A 19,413-nucleotide genomic window follows, 5' to 3' on the forward strand; every position below is an offset into this window, starting at 1 on the left:
CCGCGCCGCGGCACGGCATGATACCTGCGACGAGGCATGAACGGGGAAACCTAATGAGCGAGACGCGCGTGGTCTGCACACGGTGCGGCGGCGTCAACAGGCTGCCGCCGGCGCGGCCGGCCGAAGGCGCCAAATGCGGCAAGTGCGGTGCCCGGCTGTTCGCCGATCACCCGGACGATGTCGACGGGGCCAATCTGGACCGCCAGATCGCCAAGGGGACGATCCCCGTCCTCGTCGACGTCTGGGCGCCCTGGTGCGGCCCCTGCCGCATGATGACCCCGGCCTTCGAGGCCGCTTCACAGCGTTTCGGCCCGAGGGTCCGCGCGGTGAAGCTCAATTCCGAGACCGAGCAGGCCGCCGCCGCGCGGCTCACCATCCGCAGCATTCCGACGATGATCCTGTTCCTCGGAGGGCGCGAGATCGGCCGGTCCTCCGGAGCCATGACGACCGGGCAGATCGTCGAATGGGTGAGCGCGCGACTGCCTGCAGCGGCAGCCTGATTCAGCCGAGACGCGGCGGTCAGTCGCCGGCGATCGCCTTCAGGCAGTGCCGGGCGATCACCGTCTCCTCGTCGGTCGCGACGACGAGAACGGCAACCCTGCTCTCCGGCGCCGCGATCCGCTCGGCGCCGGCCGCATTGGCGGCCGGGTCGATCGCAACGCCGAGCCAGCTGAGCCGCTCGCAGATCGCCGCCCGCACGGAGGGCGAATGCTCGCCGATGCCGCCGCTGAAGACGAGGGCGTCGAGCCCCCTCAGGCTGTTCGCCATCGCCGCGGTCTCGCGCGAAGCCCGGAAGGCGAAGAGATCCAGCGCCTCCCTGGCGCGCGGATCCCCGCTTTCGGAGAGCTTGCGCACGTCGCCTGAAATCTCCGAGACGCCGAGAAGGCCGGACTGGTGATAGAGAAGGTCCTCCAGATCGTCCGTATCCAATCCGTGGACGCTCTGGAGGTAAAGGAGGACGCCCGGATCGATCGCACCGCAGCGCGTGCCCATGACGAGGCCGTCCAACGCGGAAAATCCCATCGTCGTGTCGACGCTCCGGCCGTTCCGCATGGCGCAGAGGCTGGCGCCGTTGCCGAGATGGGCGACCACGATCCGGCCGCCCGCAAGCTCGGGCGCCGCCGCGGCGATCCGCCCGGCGATATACTCGTAGGAAAGGCCGTGGAAGCCGTATTTGCGCAGGCCCTCCGCCTCGAAGCGCCGCGGGATGGCGTAGCGGCTGACCGGCGGCTCCAGATGGTGGTGAAAGGCCGTATCGAAGCAGGCGACCTGGCTGAGGTCCGGCCTTTGCCGCCGCATCTCGTGGATCGGCTCCAGCCCGCGCGGCTGATGCAGCGGCGCGAGCGGCGTCAGCTTCCCGAGCGCTGCGAGCACATCGTCGTCGATCAGGAGCGGCTCGCTGAAGTCCGGTCCGCCATGGACGATGCGGTGCCCTACGGCAAGGAGTGTGCGCCCGTCCAGCCGCGCCTCGATCGCCGAAAACAGGGCGGCGAAGAGCTGTTCGAGCCGCCGCTCCTCGGATGCGCCGGCATCGAGCCGAATCGGCTCCTCCTCTCCGGAGACCGACAGCGAGGGAGCCTCGCCGGTATCGTCGATCAGTCCCTTGGCGACGAGGCTCGGCTCGCCCTCTCCCTTCACCTCGAAGAGGGCGAACTTGATGCTCGATGAGCCGGCATTGATGGTCAGGACGGCGAACGTCATCGCGCTTCCTTCAAGAGCGGGACCCTTCAAGAACGGCCCGGACCCGTTTCAGTCGCCGGCCCTTGCCGCCGTGCCGTAGGGCCAGCTCCACTCGCGGATCTCCGGCAGGTCCTCGCCGTGCTCGCAGATATAGGTCCGGTGGCCGGCAAGGCGCCTGCGCAGTTCCGCCACGGCCGCACGCCCGGCCTCGCCCTGGTCCGGAAGCCGGTTGATCGCCTCCAGCGCCAGATGGAAACGGTCGAGCTCGTTCATGACCACCATGTCGAAGGGCGTCGTCGTCGTCCCCTCCTCCTGATAGCCGCGGACATGGATGTTGCGGTGGTTGGTCCGCTTGTAGGTCAGGCGGTGGATGAGCATCGGATAGCCGTGATAGGCGAAGACCACGGGCTTGTCGGTGGTGAACAGCGCATCGAACCGGTCGTCCGGCAGGCCGTGCGGATGCTGCTCCGGCGCCTGCAGCGCCATCAGGTCGACGACGTTGACGAGCCGCGTCTTCACCTCCGGCAGAAGCTCGCGCAGGAGCCCTGCCGCGGCGACCGCTTCAAGCGTCGGCACGTCGCCGGCGCAGGCCAGCACCAAGTCCGGCTCCTCGCTGCTGTCGGCCGTCCCAGCCCAGTCCCAGATGCCGGCACCGGCCGCGCAATGGGACTTCGCCTCCTCCATAGTCAGCCATTGCGGCGCCGGCTGCTTGCCGGCGACGATGACGTTGATGCGGTCGTAGGTCGCCAGGCAATGGTCGGCGACATAGAGCAGCGAATTGGCGTCGGGCGGGAAGTAGATCCGCACCACGTCGGCCTTCTTGTTGGCGACGTGGTCTACGAAGCCCGGATCCTGATGGCTGAAGCCGTTGTGGTCCTGCCGCCAGACATGCGAGGTCAGGAGGTAGTTCAGCGAGGACACCGGCGCCCGCCACTCCAGCTGCCGCGTCACCTTCAGCCATTTGGCGTGCTGGTTGAACATCGAATCGATGATGTGGATGAAGGCCTCGTAGCAGGAGAAGAGGCCGTGGCGGCCGGTGAGGAGATACCCCTCCAGCCAGCCCTGGCAGAGATGCTCGCTGAGGATCTCCATCACCCGCCCGTCCTGGGAAAGCGACACGTCATAGGGCTCGATACCCGCCATCCACACGCGATCAGTCGTCCCGAAGACCGGGTCGAGGCGGTTGGAGGCGGTCTCGTCGGGTCCGACCAGCCGGAAGTTCTTCGTTTCGGCGTTGAGCTTGAAGACGTCTTCCAGATAGCGGCCGAGGGTGCGCGTCGCCTCGGCGACCGTCCTGCCCGGCTCCGGCACGTCGATGGCGTGCGCGTCGATCGACGGCTGCTGCAGTTCCTTCCGCAACATGCCGCCATTGGCATGAGGATTGGCACCCATCCGGCGCTCGCCACTCGGCGCGAGCGCGGCGAGTTCGGGCCTCAACCGCCCGGTCTCGTCGAACAGCGCCTCCGGCTCATAGCTCTTCATCCAGTCTTCGAGGATGATGCGATGATCCGCATCGCCCCGGGCATTGGCGACCGGCACCTGATGGGCGCGCCAGAAGCCCTCGACCTTCTTGCCGTCGACCTCCTTTGGGCCGGTCCAGCCCTTGGGGCTCCTGAGGATGATCATCGGCCAGCGCGGCCGGTCGCTCGCGCCGCCCGTGCGGTGCGTCTCCTGGATCGCCGCGATCCGGTCGAAGGCCTGGTCGAGTGCGGCCGCCATCTTGCGGTGCATCGGCCGGGGATCCTCGCCCTCGACGAAGATCGGCTCGTAGCCATAGCCGACGAAGAGGTCCTTCAGCTCCTCCTCGCTGATCCGCGCGAGCACGGTCGGATTGGCGATCTTGTAGCCGTTGAGATGGAGGATCGGCAGGACGGCGCCGTCGCGGGCGGGATTGAGGAACTTGTTGGAATGCCAGGAGGCGGCCAGCGCGCCGGTCTCCGCCTCGCCGTCGCCGACGACGCAGGCGACGACGAGGTCCGGATTGTCGAACGCCGCGCCATAGGCATGGACGAGCGCATAGCCGAGTTCGCCGCCCTCATGGATCGAGCCCGGCGTCTCCGGCGCCGCATGGCTCGGAATGCCGCCAGGGAAGGAGAACTGGCGGAACAGCTTCCTCATCCCCTCGGCATCTTCGGAGATCTCGGGATAGATCTCGCTATAGGTGCCTTCGAGCCAGGTGTTCGCGACCATTCCGGGGCCGCCATGGCCGGGGCCGCAGATATAGAGGACAGACGCGTCGCGGGCTTTGATCACCCGGTTGAGGTGGGCATAGATGAAGTTCAGCCCCGGCGTCGTGCCCCAGTGGCCGAGCAGCCGCGGCTTGACGTGCTCCGCCTTGAGCGGCTCGCGCAGCAGCGGATTGTCGAGCAGGTAGATCTGTCCGACAGAGAGATAGTTCGCCGCGCGCCAGTAGCGGTCGAGAAGCTGCAGCTCCTCATCGCCGAGCGCCTGCGCCGTCGCTTCGGACACGGAACCAGTTCGCGTCATGCCGTTCTCCTCGTTTCCTTGCGCGGTTGAAACACCGGCCGCGCCCGGCGACCTTGATCGCGGTCAACGTTCACCCGGCTCACTCTGAAGTTCGCGTGGGGGCGACGTATCGTCGCCGGCCTCGCATCGTGCGGCTCGCTCGGCAAGGACGGCGCCAGCGCGTGCAGCCACCGCCTCCGGATCACCCTCGCCCGGCACGATCGTCCAGTCGAGCGAGCCGTGGTCGCGCGCCAGCTGACGGCGGACCACCGCCTCGGTCGCGTCGGAGGGATCGCCCCTGCGCTTTCCGACGCGGCGCAAAAGCTCCTCGGCAGGCACGTCGAGCCAGAGCCCGTGGAAGGACGTGGCGGCTGTCCGCGCGACGGCGGCCATGCGGTCGCGATCGTCCTTGCGCTCGAAGGTCGCGTCGGCAACGACGGCATGCCCAAAGCCTAGGATGGCGGCGCTCGCCTCGGCGAGCCGATCGTAAACCCGCGCGGTGACCTCCGGCGCATAGGCTTCGGCCGCAAGCCGCGTGTCTGGCGACACGCCGAACAAACGCTTGCGCAGCCTGTCGCTCGACACCGTCCGGGCGCCGGGAACGGGTCCGATGCCGGCGGCGAGCCTGGCCGCGACCGTCGACTTGCCGGAACCGGACAGGCCGCCCACGGCGACGAGCCGCGCCTCCCGCGGGCGAAGGAGATCGACGGCGAGGTCGAAATAGCTCCGCGCCGCCGCAGCAAGCTCCTCGCCGTTCTCGTCCGCCCCTTCCGCCGCCGTCGCGCCGACATGCGCCCGCACGGCAGCACGCACCGCCATGAAGAAGGGCAGCGCCGGCAGCCCGGCCTCGTCGCCCGTCAGGTCAAGATAGCGGTTCAAGACGAGATTGGCGAAGTCCGGCAGGTCGCGATGCCACAGATCCATCAGGAGGAAGGCGAGATCGTAGAGGACGTCCGTTGTCCCGAGGGTCTCGTCGAATTCCAGGCAGTCGAACAGCACCGGCTCGCCGTTCACAAGACAGATGTTGCGAAGATGGAGATCGCCATGGCCGCGCCGGACTAGGCCTTCCCCGGCGCGACGATCCAGGAGAGGCGCAAAACGGGCGAGTTCGGCCCGAAAGGCGGCGTTGAAACGGCGGGTCTCCGCCTCGCCGAAAAGCTCGGTAGTCGCCAGCGCCGCCTCGTTGACGTCGAGGACGACCGCCATCCGCCGGGCTCCGCCGCTCCGGTCCTGCGGCGGCAGGGACGCATGGAAGGACGCGATGGAGGCGCCGAGCCGCGCCATCAGCGGCTCCGTCAGCGCGCCATCTTCCGCCATGCGATCAAGAAGCGTCGTCTCGTCGAATCGATGCATGACGACGACCGCGTCCACGAGCTTTCCCGCACCGTCGAGCTTCAGGGCGCCGTCATCCTCCAGCGTGACACGGTGGACGCCGCGATAGAGCTGCGGAGCGGTGCGGCGATTGAGTTCCAGTTCGCGTTCGCAGGCGGCCAGCCGCAGTTCCGGCGTCGAGAAGTCGACATAGGGGAGACGGACCGGCCGCTTCAGCTTGAGTGCCGTTTCGCCGCCGAGAAGCAGCAGCGAGATATGCGTCGTGACCGTCTCGATCGCCTGGCGATCGTCTCCTTCGAAGCAGGACGTCTTCAAGAGGCGGACGACCCCCTGGTCGGGCATGTCGGTCATGGTGCGCTCCCATAGGGTCACCGTCGTCAACGCGGCTCCCTGCCTCTGGTTCGCACCGCCGGGACGCTTTTCCGAGCGCATCCTATGCGTGACTGACGATATCGCCTTGATCGGCATCAAGGTCGAAGGCGGCCCCCCGGCTATCCTGTTGAACAAACGCAAGGGGGGACCGGAATGCGCATGCCGATAGTTTCGATGAGCCTGCGACTGGCGGCCGTCACCGCCTGTCTGGCCTTCCCAGGCTCGCCCGGCCACGCGCAGCAGGCATTCGCCGGGGACGCCGGCCACGCGCTCATCGAGAGGCATTGCGCGCGGTGCCACGCCGTCGGTTCCACCGGGGAGAGCCCGCATCCCGACGCGCCGCCCTTCCGCACCCTGTCGCGGCGATATCCCGTCTCACAACTCAGCGAGGCGCTGGTCGAGGGCTTGCTGACCGGCCATCCGGACATGCCGGAATTCGTCTTCTCGCCCACCGAGGCCGCGTCGATCATCGCCTATCTGCAGAGCATTCAGGAGTGATCGGCACGGGCGAAGCGTATTGACGGCGGGCGCAGGCATCCCGGCATCACTCGACGAGCCTCTTCGGACCTGCATACGAACTCGCCCCTGGGAAGGCCGGTGCTGTGGCAGGGCTGCACCGCAGCGCCACAATCGCCAAACGGAAATGAAGAAGCGGATGGTTGGACCAGGCCGGCCGATTGACTCTCGACCGGCCGCAACGGATGCATTGTCCAACGTCTTCTGCATCACCGTCACAAATGCTTCGGATTGCACGCTTATCGGCAGTTTCCCTTGCGGCCGTCCTGTCCCTGTCCGCCGCAAGGGCTGATCCCGTGCCGCGCAACGCGCCTGCCGCCGGCTCGGTCATCTCGACCCGGCTCGGCGAGGAGATAGAATTCGTCGAAACGCCGCAGTGGCGCGGGCTCGAAGTCCTGCAGGACGTCAAGTCCGGCGACGTCATCCGCACCAATCCCAGCGGCCAGATCGCGATCCTCTTTTCCGACCAGACGCAGATCCGGGTCGGCCGCAATTCGACGCTGGTGGTGAAGGAACGCGTCGCCAACGGCGATACGCGGCTCGTCCTCCAGTCCGGCCAGATCTTCGCGCGCGCCGCCAGGGGTGGAACCGGCGTCTATGTCGAGACGGCGGCGGCGACGGCGGCCATCCGCGGCACGGACTGGACGATGCGCGTCGACGGCGACCGGACTTCGCTGACCGTCCTCGACGGGGCGGTCGAGTTCAGCAATCCGCAGGGCTCGCTCACCGTGCGCCAGGGCGAGGCGGCGGCCGCGACGCTCGGCTCGGCGCCGCAGAAGATCGTCATCGTCGCCAGCGATCTGCGCGAGCAGATGCTGGTCAATCTGTCGCTGCGGGAGGTGCTGTCCGAGTTTCCGACGCTGCTTATCCGCAATGCCGAGGTCCAGAGGCAGCGGCAGCGCCTCGAAACCATCGCGCCGGCGATGCGGTCGGCGGAAGACCGGGTCCTTGCCGCCGAGATCGCGATCGATCGCGACGGACGCGAGGCGGCAATCGCAGCGCTCGCGGAAGCCCGCCGGGCAAAGCTGACGGTCTCGCAGGACGCGCGGCTGACGCGGATCGAGGCGATGATCGCGGGTTCGGCGGGAAGGTATGACGAGGCGGTCCGTCTGTTCGAAAAAGCATTGCCGCATCTTCAGGGCGAGCAGAGGACGGCCACCGCCTACCAGATCTATTTCTCGCGTTCGCTCGCCGAGCCTCAGCATGCCATCGCGCCGCCGCGTCCCGAGCAGGAAAACCGGATGTCGGTGATCGGCGAGGCCGTCACCGCCGCCTTCCTACAATCGCCCAAGGAAGCGGTCGCGCTGATGAAGCGGGCCGAGCCGCGCTTCCACGACAGCGCGCTGTACCAGTCCCTGCTGTCGCAGCTGGCATTCGCCGCGAGCGATTTCCGCACGGCCGAAACCGCGATGCAAAGGGCGATGGCGCTCGAGCCGGACAGCCCCTACGCGCTTGCGGCGCGGGCGACCTACCGGGCGAACGTCGTCTGGGACAGCGCCGGCGCGCTCGCTGACATCGAGGCCGCCCTGAAGCTTGCCCCCGGCGATGCCGACCTGTGGAACGAACTTGGCCTCATCCAGAGCGATCGGGGCGCGGATCGCGAAGCCGAATTCGCCTTGAAGAGGGCGATCGCGCTCGATCCGGAAGATCCGGTCGCCAAGGCGAACTACGCCATCATGCTGCTCGACCAGGGCCGCGTCGCGGAAGCGCGGGCCGTCGTCGAGGCCGCCTTCGCCGCCGATCCCTCCTTCGAGATCGGCTATTTCGCCCGCGGCCGGGAGCAGATTCTTTCCGGCGACGACGACAAGGCGCTCGAAAGCTTTCTCAGGGCGACGACCGCCAATCCCGCCTTCGCCAACGGCCTTCTCGCGCTCGGCGTCGCCCATGCGGCGCGCGGCGAGATCGACCTCGCCAAGCAGGCTTTCGGAAACGCCGACCGGATCGATCCGAACGACCCGGTGACCGCGCAGTACCGGGCCGCCCTCGCGATCGACCAGTACGAAGCGGACGAGGCGATCCGCTTCGCGCAGGAATCGGTGAAGCGCACGCGAGCCCGGGGCGGCGACTATGCCTCGATCCAGTCGACCCGCGAATACGGCTCCGTCCTCGGCAGCGTCTACCGCTTCCTGTCGCTCGACGCCTGGGGCCGGTACTGGAGCGACGTCGTCTTCGATCCCTTCGATTCAGGTGGGTATTTCGACCAGGCGATCACCGGCAGCGCGCCGCAGATCCTCGTCGATCGCGCCGACCAGGTTCCCAATGTCGAGACCGAGGCGAATGCGACGGTGTTCTCGCTGCTCGCCCGGGGTCTGCTTCTCGATCCGATGTCGCTGGCGAGCTCCGACCTGCGCCCGGCCTTCGTCCAGACGCCTTTCACCGAGGCGACGCTGACCGGCGGCGCGTCGTTCATGGATGGCGACTGGGGCGGAATCGGCGGGGCCTCCTTCCAGTCGCTCGGCTACGATCCGCTGCCCTATTCGCTGCTGGCGTCCGTCGATATCGACTTCCGCTCGCCGCACTATGCCGACCAGATGGAACGCACGCTCACGGCGACGCTCGGCTTCGGCTTCCAGCCGACCGCCTATGACCGCATCGTCGGCTTCGGCGTCGGCAATTGGGGGATCGGCGACCTCGCCGTCGAGCCGCAGTCCGAGACCTATTTCGATCGCGCGGAGAATCGCAGCTTCACCGGCTTCGTCGGCTGGAGCCACACCTTCGCCTATCACAACGTCCTCAACGCAGCCGTCTTCGGCGCTATCGGCAGGTCGTCGACGGATGCCGAGCGGACGGACCCGATCTTCGGCGTCTTTCCGGCCAGCTATTCGAACGACGGCGATGTGGACCATCTGAAGCTCAGCGTCGCCCATACGGTCGGATGGGGACCGCTCACCCTCGACTATGGCGGCGAGTTCGGCCGCACCTGGCAGACCGCGACCCAGAGCGTCGTCGCCGACGTCTTCGGCGAACCGTCGGTCCTTCTCGACGAGACCGCCACCACCCGAAGCGATGTCGGGCGCGCCTGGATCGACGGGCTTTACGAGGTCTCGCCCTCCCTGAAGTTCGAGGGCGCCGTCTTCGCCACCCGGTCGAACGTTCCCGGCGACGAGGAAACCCATTTCGATCCGCGGGTCGGGGCCGCAATCATGCCGGTCGACGGCCAATGGCTGCGCGCCGCCTTCCTGCGCCAGCGGCCGGGCGAGGACAGCGATACGCTGGCGCCCGTCGGCGTGGTCGGCCTCAGGGCGAACGCCCTGCCGCAGGGTACCGACCGGGTCGACACGGCCATCCTCCATTGGGACAGCGAATGGACGCCCTTCCTGTTCTCGGCGGTCGACTACCAGCATCAGGACGTGCGCGGCCTGTCGCTGGCCGTGCCGACTTACATCGACACGGTCGACATTTCCGAGGCGACGCTCGACCGCCTGGCCTTCACCGCGAACCTTTGGATCGGCGGCGGGCTCGGCGCCTCGGCGACGGTGGCGCGGACCTGGTCGAGCGGTAATGAGGCCGGGACCGAGGGCGCCCTGCCCTTCGTGCCGGACTACACCGGCCGGCTGGCACTGACCTATGTCGATCCAAGCCGGCTGCGATTGACCGCGGCCGAGACCTATCTCGGCGAGCGGTCTTCCAATATCGACGGCGTCAGGCTGGACGCGGCATTTGTCACCGACGTCTTCGGCGGCTGGGAGACGCCGGACCGGCGGCTGGCTGTCGACTTCGGCGTCTACAACGTCTTCGACGAAGCGGTCGAGGCGGCGCCGCTGGTGCCGATCGCCCAGCGCACGGTCCGCGCGACGTTCACGGCGCGCTTCTGATGGCCGGCAAATGGCGGCGGCGGCTTGCCGAAACGGCGGGGCTTGTCCTTCTCGCCGCTTGCCTCGGCATCGCCTTGAGCGTCTGGCCCGCCTTCCGGCTCGCCGAGACGCGGATCTTCGACGCCTTCGTCACCCTGTCCCCGCCCGAGCTCGCCGAAATCGGCGCGGACGACGTCGTGATCGTCGCGATCGACGAGCCGTCCTTTGCCGAACTCGGGCTGCAATGGCCCTGGCCGCGCGACCTGCACGCCGGGCTCGTCCGCTCCCTGCGCGCGGCGGGGGCAAAGGCGATCGGCCTCGACCTCGTCTTCGCCGAGGCCTCCACGCCGGACGCGGACGCCGCGCTCGCCGAAGCGCTCGGTCCCGACACCGTGCTCGCCGCCGACCAGAGCGTCATCGAGACGCCGCAGGCGCTGCAGATGGTGCGCACCGATCCGCTGCCCGCCTTCGTGGAACGCGGGGCCGGCGTCGGCCTCGCCTCGGTGGTTCTCGACGGCGACAACGTGCTGCGCCGGATCCCGCCATGGGAGGATGGGTTCGCGGCGCAGGTGCTGAAGACGGCCGAGCCGGCGACCGACCTGTCCGGCCTGACCCGAAACCTCCTGATCCAGCCCTTCGGCCCGGCCCGCAGCTATCGCACCATTTCCTACTATCAGGCGCTTGAACCGGACGCCTTCCTGCCGCCGGACTTCCTCAAGGACAAGATCGTCTTCGTCGGCCGCAGCCTGCAGATGGCGGTGAGTGCGCAGACCGGCGGCGCCGACAGCTTCGCCACCTCCTTCACCTCGCGCACGGGCATGCTCGTGCCGGGTGTCGAGATGCAGGCGACGATCCTCGACAATCTGCGCCACCATCTCTTCATCGTCTGGTCCGGCCCGTGGGCGACGGGCCTTCTCGCATGCGCCTCTGCCATCCTTGCCGGGCTCGCGGCGTGGCGGCCGGCCGGGCTCGGCACCCTCATCGCCGGGATCGGCCTCGTCCTCGCCGTCTTCGTGCTCAGCCTCGTCGCGCTCGACCTGTTCAAGGTCTTCCTGCCGCCGCTCGCGCCCGCGATCGCCATTGCGGCCGTGCTCGCGCCGCTCGGCGCCCGCGACATCACCGAGGAGCGGCGGATGCGGCGCGAGGTGACCCGCGCCTTCGGCCATTATCTGGCACCCGCCCTGGTGGCGCGCCTCGCGCAGGACCCGTCGGCCCTGAAGCTCGGCGGCGAGAAGCGCGAGCTGACCATCCTGTTCAGCGACATCCGCAACTTCACCGCGCTCGCCGAATCGATGAAGGACGAGCCGGAGCGCCTGACGGCGCTGATCAACCGCCTGCTCACGCCGCTCTCCGAAGCCGTTCTCGAGCGCGGCGGCACGATCGACAAGTTCATCGGCGACTGCATCATGGCCTTCTGGAACGCGCCGCTCGACGATCCCGACCATGCCGTCCACGCGGTCGAGGCCGGGCTCGACATGCTCGCTGCGCTCGACCGGCTCAACGCGGAGCTTGCCGCGGAGATGGGGGACGCCGCGCCGAAGCTCGCGATCGGCGTCGGGATCAACACCGGCGTCTGCGTCGTCGGAAACATGGGTTCGGCGCGGCGGTTCGACTATTCGGTGCTCGGCGATGCGGTGAACTACGCTTCCCGGCTGGAATCGGCGTCCAAGCCCTGCGGCGTCCCGCTGCTGCTCGGGGCAACCACCGCCGAGATCGTGCGGGCGCGATTCGACCCGGTTCTGGTCGACCGGATCGCCGTGAAGGGCCGCAGCGGCACGGAGCCGGTCTATACGGTGACGGCCGGAGATGCAGCGCCGCCGCGTGTCGCGGCGCGAGCGAAGGCATAGGCACCCTCCGGCTTCGGCCCATTCAACGTCGGATCCGCTCCGCTGCGGATCCGCGGCGCGCGCGCGGCCCTTGCCGCCAGCCGAACGCGATGGTCGTCGGCCCTTCCCCTTCGGGTGAAAACTTGATTGTATCTGTTCCATTCAACAGACGGGGGACGCCGCCATGTCGCGCTTCATCAGGAATTTCGGACGCATCCGGCTCGGCCGCAGCGATCTCGAGAACCACGTGATCGACGAACTCCTGGCCGGCCGGCTCGGCCGTCGCGATTTCCTGCGGCACGGCGCCCGGGTCGGCCTGTCGCTGTCGGTCATGGCCGGCGCGCTGAAATACGCCGGCTTCGACCCGATCGGCAGCGCGATGGCGCAGGGTGGCACGCCCGGCGGCACCATCCGCATCGCGCTGATCGCCCCTCCCGGCAAGATCGATCCGGTGACGGTGGCCGATCAATACGGTCTTCTCGTGCTGCAGCAGGTCGGCGACTTCCTGGTCCTGGACGGCCCGGACCTGACGTTGAAGCCGATGCTCGCCACCGAATGGTCGCCCAATGAGGACGGCACGGTCTGGACCTTCAAGCTGCGCGACGACGTCAAGTTCCACGACGGCCGCACCATGACGGCGGACGACGTCGTCGCCTCGATCGAGCGCCTCGCCGACCCCGCCAACGGCTCCAACGCGCTCTCGGCCTTCAAGGGCGTCCTGTCGAAGGGCGGAACGAAGAAGGTCGACGACCACACGGTCGCCTTCCATCTCGACGCGCCGAACGGCAATTTCCCCTATTATCTCTCCTCGGACAATTACAACGCGATCATCGTGCCGGCCGACTATTCCGGCGACTTCGAGGCGGAGATGAACGGCACAGGTCCGTTCAAGCTGGAGAAGTACACGCCGAAGGTCGGCGCGACCTTCGTGAAGAACCCGGACTATTGGGGCGGCGCGCCAAAGCTCGACCGGATCGAGATGAGCTTCTACGCCGATCAGCAGCCGCAGGTGCTCGCCCTTCTCGGCGGCCAGGTCGACGTCATCCAGCAGGTGACGGTGCAGGGCTCGCAGAGCCTGTTCAACAATCCGGCGGTGAAGATCCTGGAGCTGCGCTCCAACGCGCATCGCCAGATCCACATGAAGTGCCAGTCCGGCCCCTTCGCCGACAAGCGCGTGCGCCAGGCCATGGCGCTGACGCTCGATCGTCCGCGCCTGATCCAGGGCCTGTTCCGCGGCATGGCCGACATCGGCAATGATTCGCCCTTCGCGCCGGTCTTCCCGTCCACCGATCCGACGGTCGAGCAGCGCGCCAAGAACATCGAGAAGGCCAAGCAGCTGATGGCGGATGCCGGCACGTCCGGCTTCGACACCACCTTCACCACGATGCAGATCCAGGAACTGCCGGCGCTGGCGAGCCTGATCAAGAACGCCGCCGCCGAGATCGGCATCAACGTCTCGCTGAAGATCGAGGATCCCGGCGCCTATTACGGCGATGCCGTCCCCGGCAAGTCGGACTGGCTGGATTCCGAGTTCGGCATGACCGACTACGGCCATCGCGGCATTCCCAACGTCTTCCTGACCGCGCCCCTGAAGAGCGACGGCACTTGGAACGCGGCCAACTTCCAGAACGTCGAATACGACAAACTGGTCGAGACCTACGTCGCCGCCCTCGATCTCGATGCGCAGAAGGACGCGGCCGGCAAGATCCAGCGCCTCCTCCTCGACGAGACGCCAATCATCTTCCCCTATTTCTACAACTGGCTGACCGCCACCGCCCCGAACGTCTCCGGCGTCCAGCCGACGGCGATGGGCCAGCTCTTCCTCAAGGATGCGACGGTCGGCTGACGCTGGTGCAGTCGGCATTCCTACGCTTCCTGCTGCGTCGGCTGGGCCTCAGCCTCCTCACCTTGTGGCTGGTCAGCATCGTCGTCTTCTTGGGAGCACAGGTCCTGCCCGGTGATCCGGGCCGGGCCATCCTCGGTCCGCTCGCCGATGCGCGAGCGGTCGCCGCACTCAATGCCGAACTCGGCGCCGACAGACCGCCGGTCGAGGTCTATTTCTCCTGGGTCGGCGGCATGCTGCAGGGGGACATGGGAGAATCCTATGCCTACCGGGCGCCGGTCGCGCCCTTCGTCGGCGACGCGCTCCTCCGCTCGCTGAAGCTCGTCGGGGTGATCTTCCTGATCGTCGTGCCGCTCGGCGTCGGCGCCGGCGTGATCGCCGCGCTCAACGCCGGCAAACCGCTCGACCGCGTCCTCTCGGTGGCGAGCCTCTCCCTGACGGTAATTCCCGAATTCGTCTCGGCCATCGCGCTGATCCTCGTCTTCGCCGTCATCCTGCGCTGGCTGCCGCTCTCGGCGACCTGGCCGGAGGGCGCCGGCCCGCTCGTCCAGCTGAAATACCTGATCCTGCCGGCACTGCCGCTGGTCATCGTTCTCTTCGGCTACATCGCCCGCATGGCACGCGCCGGCACGGTCGAGGCGCTGTCCTCCGACTACACCCGCACGGCGATCCTCAAGGGCCTGCCGTGGCGGACCGTGCTGACGCGCCATGTCCTGCGCAACGCGCTGGTGCCGACCATCACCGTCATCGCCGCCCAGACCGGCTATGCGCTGGGCGGTCTCGTCGTCGTCGAGACGCTGTTCCGCTACCAGGGCATCGGCAATCTCGTGCTGGGTGCCGCCAAGGCCAAGGACTTCGCCATGCTGCAGGCCGGTATCCTGACCATCGGCGCCTTCTTCATCCTGGCGACGCTCGTGGCGGACCTCATCACGGTCATGCTCAATCCGCGTCTCAGGGCGGAGCTCGGCCAATGAGCGCCGCCGCCGAGACCAAAGAGCCCGCCGAGGGCGCGGCGCCCGCCCCCCCAATCCGCAAGGAGCGCTCGACCCTCGGGATCCTCCTGCGCAGCCCGGCCTTCCTGGTCGGCCTCGCGATCGTCGCCTTCTGGGCGTTCTGCGCGGCCTTCGCGCCCGCCTTCGTGCCCTACAATCCGCTCGCCGACGATCTCCTCAACACGCTTGCGCCGCCCTCGGCCGAGCACTGGTTCGGCACCGACCAGATCGGCCGCGACGTCTTCTCCCGCGTCCTCGTCGGCGCGCGCGACATTCTCACCATCGCGCCACTCGCGACGCTGCTCGGGACCACGCTCGGCACGGTTGTCGGCCTCGTCATGGGCTATTTCGGCGGCTGGGTCGACGCGGTCATCGGCCGCCTGATCGAGGTGCTCCTGTCGCTACCCCTGATCATCGTCGCCCTGCTCGTCCTCGTCGCGCTCGGGCCCTCGACACCGACGGTCGTCGTCGTCGTCGGCCTCGTCTTCACCCCGCTCGTCGCCCGCACCGTGCGTGCCGCGGTCCTGTCGGAGCGCCATCTCGACTATGTGCCGGCGGCCGCCGTCCGGGGCGAAGGCGCCATCCACATCATGTTCGTCGAGATCCTGCCGAACATCTGGCCGCCGATCATCGTCGAGGCGACGGTTAGGCTCGGCTATGCCATCTTCACCATCGCCTCGCTCTCCTTCCTCGGCTTCGGCGTGCAGCCGCCCTCGCCCGACTGGGGCCTCGCCATCGCCGAGAATTACGGCGTCCTCGTCGGCGGCTTCTGGTGGACGGTGGTGCCGGCGACCGTCGCCACCGCCTCGCTCGTCGTCGGGGTCAATCTCGTCGCCGAAGGCCTGCAGAGGGCGGTTGCCGAATGACCGACACGAAGCGCGCCGTCTCCGACGCCGTCCTCGAGCTCGACGATCTCAGCGTCTCCTACACCGTCCGGGGCCGCGACCTGCCGGTCCTGTCCGACGTCAACCTCAAGATCGCCCGCGGCGAAGCCTATGGTCTCGTCGGGGAATCGGGCTCCGGCAAGTCGACGGTCGCGCTGGCGCTTCAGCGCGTCCTGCCGCCAAACGGCCGGATCTCCGGCGGCCATGTCCGCGTCGCCGGCAAGGACGTGATGGAACTCGGCGCCACGGCACTGCGGCAGATGCGCTCCAAGGACGTCGCCATGGTCTTCCAGGACCCGGGCAAGGCGCTCAACCCCTCGCTCACCGTCGGCCGGCAGATGGCGGAGGTCTTCGAGGTTCTGGGCGCCTCGCGCGCCGAGGCGAAGGAGCGCGGCGAAGCGATGCTCGGGCGGGTCCGCATTTCCGATCCTGCCCGCGTCATGGCGAGCTTTCCGCACGAATTGTCCGGCGGCATGCAGCAGCGCGTCGTCATCGCCATGGCGCTGGCGAAGGACCCGGCCCTGCTCATCCTCGACGAGCCGACGACCGGCCTCGACGCGACGATCGAGGCCGAGGTGCTCGACCTCGTCGACACGCTGCGCCAGGAGTTCGGCGCCTCGATCCTGTTCATCAGCCACAATCTCGCCGCCGTCGCCTCGCTGTGCAGCCGCGTCGGCGTGCTCTATGCCGGCAAGCTGGTCGAGGAAGGCCCGGCACGGGAGCTCTTCGCCGACCCGCGCCATCCCTATACTGCGGGGCTCCTGCGCTGCCTGCCACGGGCGGGCTTCAAGGGCGGCGCCGCGCTCGACAACATACCGGGCTTCCCCCCGGTGCCGGGTTCGATCCGGCAGGGCTGCGTCTTCGCGCCGCGCTGCGGCCTCGTAGAGGAGCGCTGCCGCGTGGATGCGCCGCCGCTCTACGATGTCGGCGCAGGCCGCGGCAGCCGCTGCCACTTCCACGACCGGGTCGACGAGCTCCCACGCATGAGCGAGGTGCCGCCGGTCAACACGCCGGAGCGGGGCCCGAACGTCGAACCGGTGCTGAGGCTCGAATCCCTCTCGAAGACCTACGACCTGCCGGGCAACCGGCATGTCTACGCCCTGCGCGATGTTTCCCTCACCCTTGCCCCCGGCGAGACGCTCGGCCTCGTCGGCGAATCCGGCTCCGGCAAGTCGACGCTCGCCAATGTCGTGCTCGGCCTCGTCGAGCATGACAAGGGCGGCCGGATCGCACTCGACGGGACGGAGATTGCGGCAAGCGTCCACGATCGGCCGCGCGAGGCGGTGAAGGCGATCCAGATCGTCTTCCAGAACCCCGATTCGGCGCTCAACCGCGCCCACACGGTCAAGCATCTCATCGGCCGGGCGGTGGAACGGCTGGCCGGCATTTCCGGAAAAGCCCGCGACAGCCAAGTGAAGAAGCTCCTGGAGGCCGTGCGTCTCACCCCGCGCCAACTGCCGGCCAAGCCCCGGCAGCTCTCCGGCGGCATGAAGCAGCGCGTCGCCGTCGCAAGGGCCTTTGCCGCCGATCCCCGCGTCATCGTCTGCGACGAGCCGACCTCGGCGCTCGACGTATCCGTGCAGTCGGCGATCCTCAACCTCCTGACCGAGCTCCAGGCCGAGCGGCAGGTGAGCTACATCCTGATCTCGCACGATCTCGGCGTCGTCAGGCATCTGTCGGACCGGATCGCGGTGATGTATCTCGGCCGTCTGATGGAGATCGGGCCGGCAATGAGCGTCCTCAAGGGCCCGCATCACCCCTATACCGAAGCGCTCCTGTCGGCGGCGCCGACGGTCACCGGCGAGCGCGGCGAGCGGATCCGTCTCGAAGGCCAGATCCCGAGCCCGGTCGACCCCCCGTCCGGCTGCGTCTTCAACACCCGCTGCCCCAGGAAGTTCGGCCCGGTCTGCGAGACCGAGGAGCCGCCGCTGGCGAGCGACGAGTTCGGCCACGCCATCCGCTGCCATTTGCCGCGGGAGAAGCTCGGGCGGGGACGCGAGGCGGAGCGTGCCGCGCCGCAGGAGAGCCTCTCATCATGACATCGGCAGAAGCCGGCAGCGCCGGGTCCGGGGCGGGCGGGTTCGCCGAACGCATCCGCGAGATCACACTCCGTCTCGTCGCCTGGCCGAGCGTTACGGGGAGCTCGGACGAAGCTGCCTTCGGGCCCCTTTTGCTTGAGTTCCTGGCCGAGCTGCCATGCTTCCGCGACCGGACTGACCGGCTCCGGCTGATCCCCGCCACCGGCCTTCCCGGCTGCTCCAGCGTGGCCGCGCTGGTGCGTGGGCGCGGCCGGCGGACGCTGGTCCTCGCAGGTCACTTCGACACGGTCGGCATCGAGAACTACGGAGCGCTCGCCCCGCTCGCCTGCGATCCACTTTCGCTCCGGGAGGCCCTGCGCGCAGAACTCGCAGGCACCGAAACCGACGCCGAGCGCCTCGCTGCACAGGATCTTGCCGGCGAAGACTTCCTGCCCGGCCGCGGCATCCTCGACATGAAGAGCGGCATCGCCGCCGGCATCGCCGTGCTCGAAGCCTTCGCCAAGAATGGCGTGGCGGACGGCAACCTCCTCCTGATCGCGACGCCCGACGAGGAGAACCGCTCGCGCGGCATGCGCTCCGTCCGCGATGCCCTTCCGGCGCTGGCGCGGGACTGGGATCTCGACATCGTCGGCGCGATCAACCTCGACGCGACGAGCGATCTTCACGACGGCTCGGCCGGCCGCGCGATCTTCCTCGGATCGGTCGGCAAGCTCCTGCCCTTCGCCTATGTCGTCGGCCGTCCGGCACATGCCGGCTATCCCTTCGAAGGCCTCAGCGCCAGCCTGATCGCGGCGGAGATCCTCCGCGAGATCGAGGCGAACGTCGCCATGGCGGAGAGCGTCGAGGGCGAATGGAGCGCGCCGCCGGTCTGCCTCAGCCTCGCCGACTTTCGCGAGCGCTACGACGTGACCATGCCGGACCGGCTCTGGCTCGCCTTCAACATCCTCTCCCAGCGCCGCACGCCGGCCGAGGTCTTCGCCCTGTTCGAGACCGCGGTCGCGGCGGCGATGGAGCGCGCGATCGCGCGATATGCCGCCCTCGCCGCCGCCTTTCCGGATGCGCCTCCCGCCGTCTACCCGCCGAAGGTCCTGACCTTCGCGGCGCTGCGCGACCTCGCGGCGGCACGGCCCGACACGGCTGCCGGCGGACCGATGCCGCCGGACGGGGACGACGACAACCCTTTCGCGGCGACGCCACCGCTCGTCGACGCGCTTGCGCGCCGGACCGGCATCGAGGGCCCGGTGGTGGTGATCGGTTTTGCGGGCCTGCATTATCCCGCCGTGCATCTCGACCCGGACGTTCTGGAAGATCGACGACTACAGGCCGCAGCCCGGGCCGCTGCCGACGAAATCGGCGCGGAATACGGCTGCTCGATCGGCCTCCGCCACTATTTCTCCGGCATTTCTGACATGAGCTTCCTCGGCCACCGCGCGGCGGGCCTGGACCTCATTGCCGCGAACACGCCCTCGCCGGCCTTCGTCGACCGGCCGGCCGCCGATCTCCTGACCTTCCCGGTGATCAACATCGGACCATGGGGGCGCGAGTTTCACCAGAAGCTCGAGCGGCTGCACACAGGCTACGGCTTCTCGGTGCTGCCGGCGCTCATCGAGCGCACCGTGCATCACCTCTTCCAGACGAATGACGACGGCTGACGCACAGCCGCACTCTC

Annotated in this window: 12 protein-coding genes; 9 read left to right on the plus strand and 3 right to left on the minus strand. The window is 68.4% G+C overall.

Annotation, left to right across the window (positions count from 1 at the left end; translation table 11 throughout):
* The first annotated feature begins 53 nt into the window (after window positions 1–53).
* Entirely contained in the window at window positions 54–500 is a 447-nt protein-coding gene (gene trxC, locus LH400_RS03135; protein ID WP_229151175.1) for a thioredoxin TrxC, read from the plus strand.
* Between the two features lie 19 nt (window positions 501–519).
* On the opposite strand, the gene LH400_RS03140 is transcribed toward trxC, so the two are convergent.
* The 3 genes from LH400_RS03140 to LH400_RS03150 all read right to left on the minus strand — a co-directional run bounded on the left by LH400_RS03140 (window position 520) and on the right by LH400_RS03150 (window position 5,829).
* Entirely contained in the window at window positions 520–1,701 is a 1,182-nt protein-coding gene (locus LH400_RS03140; RefSeq protein ID WP_229151176.1) for an acetate/propionate family kinase, read from the minus strand.
* Window positions 1,702–1,749: 48 nt separating this feature from the next.
* Entirely contained in the window at window positions 1,750–4,167 is a 2,418-nt protein-coding gene (locus LH400_RS03145) for a phosphoketolase family protein (RefSeq protein WP_229151177.1), read from the minus strand.
* 63 nt (window positions 4,168–4,230) lie between these two features.
* The gene (locus tag LH400_RS03150; protein WP_229151178.1) at window positions 4,231–5,829 is read right to left on the minus strand and encodes a bifunctional aminoglycoside phosphotransferase/ATP-binding protein; all 1,599 of its coding nucleotides are present in this window, start codon (window positions 5,827–5,829) and stop codon (window positions 4,231–4,233) included.
* 180 nt (window positions 5,830–6,009) lie between these two features.
* Between LH400_RS03150 and LH400_RS03155 the strand changes: the two genes are divergently transcribed.
* The 8 genes from LH400_RS03155 (at window position 6,010) to LH400_RS03190 (ending at window position 19,396) form a co-directional block, all read left to right on the plus strand.
* Window positions 6,010–6,348 (plus strand): c-type cytochrome, encoded by a 339-nt coding sequence (locus LH400_RS03155; RefSeq protein WP_229151179.1) that lies wholly within the window; start codon window positions 6,010–6,012, stop codon window positions 6,346–6,348.
* 314 nt (window positions 6,349–6,662) lie between these two features.
* The gene (locus LH400_RS03160) at window positions 6,663–10,181 is read left to right on the plus strand and encodes a FecR domain-containing protein (protein WP_229151180.1); all 3,519 of its coding nucleotides are present in this window, start codon (window positions 6,663–6,665) and stop codon (window positions 10,179–10,181) included.
* Window positions 10,181–12,007 carry a CHASE2 domain-containing protein gene (locus tag LH400_RS03165; protein WP_229151181.1) on the plus strand — a complete coding sequence of 609 codons (1,827 nt, stop codon included), beginning with the start codon at window positions 10,181–10,183 and terminating at the stop codon, window positions 12,005–12,007. Before LH400_RS03160 ends, LH400_RS03165 begins: the two co-directional genes overlap by 1 nt.
* A 163-nt stretch (window positions 12,008–12,170) precedes the next feature.
* A complete protein-coding gene (locus tag LH400_RS03170) occupies window positions 12,171–13,832 on the plus strand; it encodes an ABC transporter substrate-binding protein (RefSeq protein WP_229151182.1) in 1,662 nt (553 codons plus the stop codon).
* 5 nt (window positions 13,833–13,837) lie between these two features.
* Complete coding sequence (locus tag LH400_RS03175; RefSeq protein WP_370638316.1) at window positions 13,838–14,803, plus strand: ABC transporter permease; 966 nt, start codon at window positions 13,838–13,840, stop codon at window positions 14,801–14,803.
* Window positions 14,800–15,687, plus strand: coding sequence for an ABC transporter permease (locus LH400_RS03180; RefSeq protein ID WP_229151183.1), 888 nt, complete (start codon window positions 14,800–14,802; stop codon window positions 15,685–15,687). Before LH400_RS03175 ends, LH400_RS03180 begins: the two co-directional genes overlap by 4 nt.
* Window positions 15,684–17,744: an ABC transporter ATP-binding protein gene (locus LH400_RS03185; protein ID WP_229151184.1), complete on the plus strand. Its 2,061-nt coding sequence runs from the start codon at window positions 15,684–15,686 to the stop codon at window positions 17,742–17,744. Before LH400_RS03180 ends, LH400_RS03185 begins: the two co-directional genes overlap by 4 nt.
* Window positions 17,741–19,396 (plus strand): M20/M25/M40 family metallo-hydrolase, encoded by a 1,656-nt coding sequence (locus LH400_RS03190; RefSeq protein WP_229151185.1) that lies wholly within the window; start codon window positions 17,741–17,743, stop codon window positions 19,394–19,396. Before LH400_RS03185 ends, LH400_RS03190 begins: the two co-directional genes overlap by 4 nt.
* Window positions 19,397–19,413 lie beyond the last annotated feature (17 nt).

It is taken from the genome of Jiella soli (genome assembly GCF_020615385.1).
In the GTDB taxonomy this organism is placed as follows: Bacteria; Pseudomonadota; Alphaproteobacteria; order Rhizobiales; family Rhizobiaceae; genus VKMB-3413.

Excerpts from the sequence above, each read along its gene's own strand:
- trxC (WP_229151175.1), top strand. The coding sequence starts at position 54 with ATGAGCGAGACGCGCGTGGTCTGCACACGGTGCGGCGGCGTCAACAGG.
- LH400_RS03140 (WP_229151176.1), bottom strand. The coding sequence starts at position 1,701 with ATGACGTTCGCCGTCCTGACCATCAATGCCGGCTCATCGAGCATCAAG.
- LH400_RS03145 (WP_229151177.1), bottom strand. The coding sequence starts at position 4,167 with ATGACGCGAACTGGTTCCGTGTCCGAAGCGACGGCGCAGGCGCTCGGC.
- LH400_RS03150 (WP_229151178.1), bottom strand. The coding sequence starts at position 5,829 with ATGACCGACATGCCCGACCAGGGGGTCGTCCGCCTCTTGAAGACGTCC.
- LH400_RS03155 (WP_229151179.1), top strand. The coding sequence starts at position 6,010 with ATGCCGATAGTTTCGATGAGCCTGCGACTGGCGGCCGTCACCGCCTGT.
- LH400_RS03165 (WP_229151181.1), top strand. The coding sequence starts at position 10,181 with ATGGCCGGCAAATGGCGGCGGCGGCTTGCCGAAACGGCGGGGCTTGTC.
- LH400_RS03170 (WP_229151182.1), top strand. The coding sequence starts at position 12,171 with ATGTCGCGCTTCATCAGGAATTTCGGACGCATCCGGCTCGGCCGCAGC.
- LH400_RS03180 (WP_229151183.1), top strand. The coding sequence starts at position 14,800 with ATGAGCGCCGCCGCCGAGACCAAAGAGCCCGCCGAGGGCGCGGCGCCC.
- LH400_RS03185 (WP_229151184.1), top strand. The coding sequence starts at position 15,684 with ATGACCGACACGAAGCGCGCCGTCTCCGACGCCGTCCTCGAGCTCGAC.
- LH400_RS03190 (WP_229151185.1), top strand. The coding sequence starts at position 17,741 with ATGACATCGGCAGAAGCCGGCAGCGCCGGGTCCGGGGCGGGCGGGTTC.